Origin of the sequence: Paraburkholderia bannensis NBRC 103871 (genome assembly GCF_000685015.1) — a bacterium.
Classification (GTDB): domain Bacteria; phylum Pseudomonadota; class Gammaproteobacteria; order Burkholderiales; family Burkholderiaceae; genus Paraburkholderia; species Paraburkholderia bannensis.
The window spans coordinates 1-2,727 of the sequence record NZ_BAYA01000080.1 but is presented as its reverse complement, the minus strand read 5'-3'; the positions used below and the strand labels follow the sequence as shown (position 1 = coordinate 2,727).

The following is a 2,727-nucleotide window of genomic DNA, read 5'->3' as shown; positions in this document are numbered from 1 at the left end:
GCCGAGCATCCTGTCGCGGTCGTGGTTGCCCCCCCGGCCCAACCATTGCCAATCGATCCAGACGCAGACTGGTTCCGCGCACGCGGCGAAAACAATGCGTATCTGCCGTGGTGGGGACGCCGTTACGACACAAAATACAACCAGCAGGGTTGGTCATGGTGACTTTGGAACGCCGGCCATGAGAGGCATCGTTCGTGTGGGGGACGCAACCAGCCACGGTGGCCGGGTCGAAACCGGCAGCGGAGTCAGCGAAGTCATGGGACGCGCGGTCGCCCGATTGGGCGACCGCTGCATCTGCCCGATTCAGGGGCATCAAAACTGCGTGATCGTCGAAGGAGATTCCGCTTTCATCGTCGACGGCCAGCCCGCTGCGTTCGATGGCCATAAGACCTCATGCGGCGCGACGCTGATCTCAAGCTTGTCGTCTTCCGGGCGGGAATGACTCAGTTTTTCCGTGAGCTTCGTTGCGGAGCCGATTCTGGCTACCCAGAGCGCGAACAATGAACGAATGTCTGGAACGACGTATGTTGCTGCGAGGCTTGCTGGGAGTCGCGTCGCTTGTGCTGGCAACGCTGCTTGCGTCGACGCTCGCGGATGCTGACGAACTGAATGAACCTGGATCCGCGGCAGCCGGAAACGGCGCGCGCGAGCCCTTCGTCGCGCAGGTCGTGGGAGTCGAATGGCTCAACCCGTTGCAACGCCGCGATTATCCAACGGAGTGGCAGATTCTTTGGGCGCAAGGCCTCGTGAAGCCGAACAGAAATGACGATATGGTTCGCATGATGCCTCAAAAATTTTCGACGCTCCAGTCGATCGGTGCGCTCGCATATGGCCATAACGGTATCGAGACGATCAAAGGTTTCCATCACAAATACGTCGACGAAATTTTCACGATCTTCGGCGACCGTTATGTGATGAATGGCAGGTATTTTTATACGGTACAACCGAGAGACCGCAAGCAATGGCGCGAACTGGCTGCTATTCACGTCGAATATGCGTTGCCCGCGGGTCGAATCGAACCGTTGGAGGCGGGCGAATATTTGCGCAAAGAAATCATCAGCGAGTTCAATATCGGCAACACTTCGTTCAAGAACCTCTGGAGCAAGGACACGCCTCCGGATGTGCGCGTGACTCCCGGAGGCCCCAACGCAGGCTTCACATCGCTGAACAACGCACTAGCCTATCTGCAGGCAAACCCCGATAAAAGCGTTTGGGTGATGAACTGGGACGCGCCGAGTTTCCCGCCGAAAGACGGCCAGATCAACGAGAACATGGTGCTTCTGATCCTCGCTGGCCCCGACATGAAGACCGAACGCGCGCCACTTGCGTGGATCGGCAAGGCGGCCACAGGGAACAGACAGGACTTTGATGCGAAGGCTGCGACGACGCAAGCGGTCGAGTCCTGGAAGGCCACCATTGAGGCTGCGGCGCGCAACGCAAACGTACCCGCGACCAAAATCAACTACGTGATCCACGATGCGGGCAAAGGCAGCGACGCCGCGCCATCGCGTATCGGCTCGCTTGGCCGAACGCTGACCGAAGCCCTCCCGGAATTCGACTTTCAGAAGCAGACTTTCAATACCCCGGAGCTACTAGGCGAAATGGGCGCAGGCACGGCGCTCACCGATGTCGTGCTGGCGATTGGCCGTGCGAACCACCTGGGCGAAAACGTGCTAGTTGCGGGCACCACAGACGCCGAGCATCCCGTCGCGGTAGTGGTAACGCCTCCAGCCCAACTATTGCCAATCGATCCAGACGCCGACTGGTTCCGCGCACGCGGCGAAAACAACGCATATCTGCCGTGGTGGGGACGCCGCTACGACACGACGTACAACCAGCAAGGCTGGTCATGGTAATCATCGAAGGCGAGCCTTCAGCTGGCTCTGACCGCACGGAGTCTCGATGATGAACGAATGTATCGCGCGACATTCGATATTGAGAGGCTTGATGGAATTCGCGTTGCTCGTGCTGGCAACCGTATTTGCGTGGCCCCTCGCACATGCGGTAGTACCGGACGAGTCTGAATCCGCATCAGCCGAGCGTGTTGCGCTCAATCCTTTCGTCGCGCAGGTGGTCGGACTCGAATGGCTCAACCCGTTGCAACGCCGCGATTACCCAACGGAGTGGCAAGTGTTGTGGGCTCAAGGGCTCGTGAGGCCCAACAGAAACGACGACATGGTGAGAACCGATACCAATGGTTTCTCGACGCTAAAATCTGTCGCCGGAATCGCTGACGGAAACGGCGGCAGCGAAACCTTCAGTGGTTTTTACGAGAAGTACGTTGATAAGTTTCTCATCTTGTTCAGCGATCGTTATGCCATGAATGGCAAATACTTCTACACCGTCCAGCCGAAAGACAAAAAGCTGTGGCGGGAACTGGCCGCCATTCACGTCGAATTCGCGATTCCGGCTGGCCGCCTTGATCCTGTTGGCGCGCAATCCTATCTCCGCGACCGCATGAAGCTGTATTTCGAAATCGGCAGCAAGTCGTCCCCTGATCTCTGGAGCAAGGACACGCCCCCAGACGTGCATGTCACTCCCGGCGGCCCCAACGCAGGCTTCACATCGCTGAACAAGGCACTGGACTATCTACAGGCAAACCCCGATAAAAGCGTCTGGGTGATGAATTGGGACGCCCCGAGCTTCCCGCCGAAAGACGGCCAGATCAACGAGAACATGGTGCTTCTGATCCTCGCCGGCCCAGACATGAAGACCGAACGCGCGCCG

At 58.3% G+C, this 2,727-nt stretch carries 2 protein-coding genes and 2 pseudogenes; all 4 read left to right on the top strand.

All coding sequences use genetic code 11. The annotated features are described in order from the left end of the window. Positions 1–162, top strand: a pseudogene (locus tag BBA01S_RS48395) (virulence factor); the annotation flags it as partial. A gap of 16 nt (positions 163–178) precedes the next feature. Then, on the top strand, positions 179–442 hold the full coding sequence (locus BBA01S_RS45020; protein WP_042298657.1) for a PAAR domain-containing protein: 264 nt from the start codon (positions 179–181) through the stop codon (positions 440–442). A 58-nt stretch (positions 443–500) separates the two neighbouring features. Then, on the top strand, positions 501–1,856 hold the full coding sequence (locus BBA01S_RS39335; protein ID WP_042298656.1) for a hypothetical protein: 1,356 nt from the start codon (positions 501–503) through the stop codon (positions 1,854–1,856). Positions 1,857–1,902: 46 nt separating this feature from the next. Beyond that, a pseudogene (locus BBA01S_RS39330) lies at positions 1,903–2,727 on the top strand (virulence factor); the annotation flags it as partial.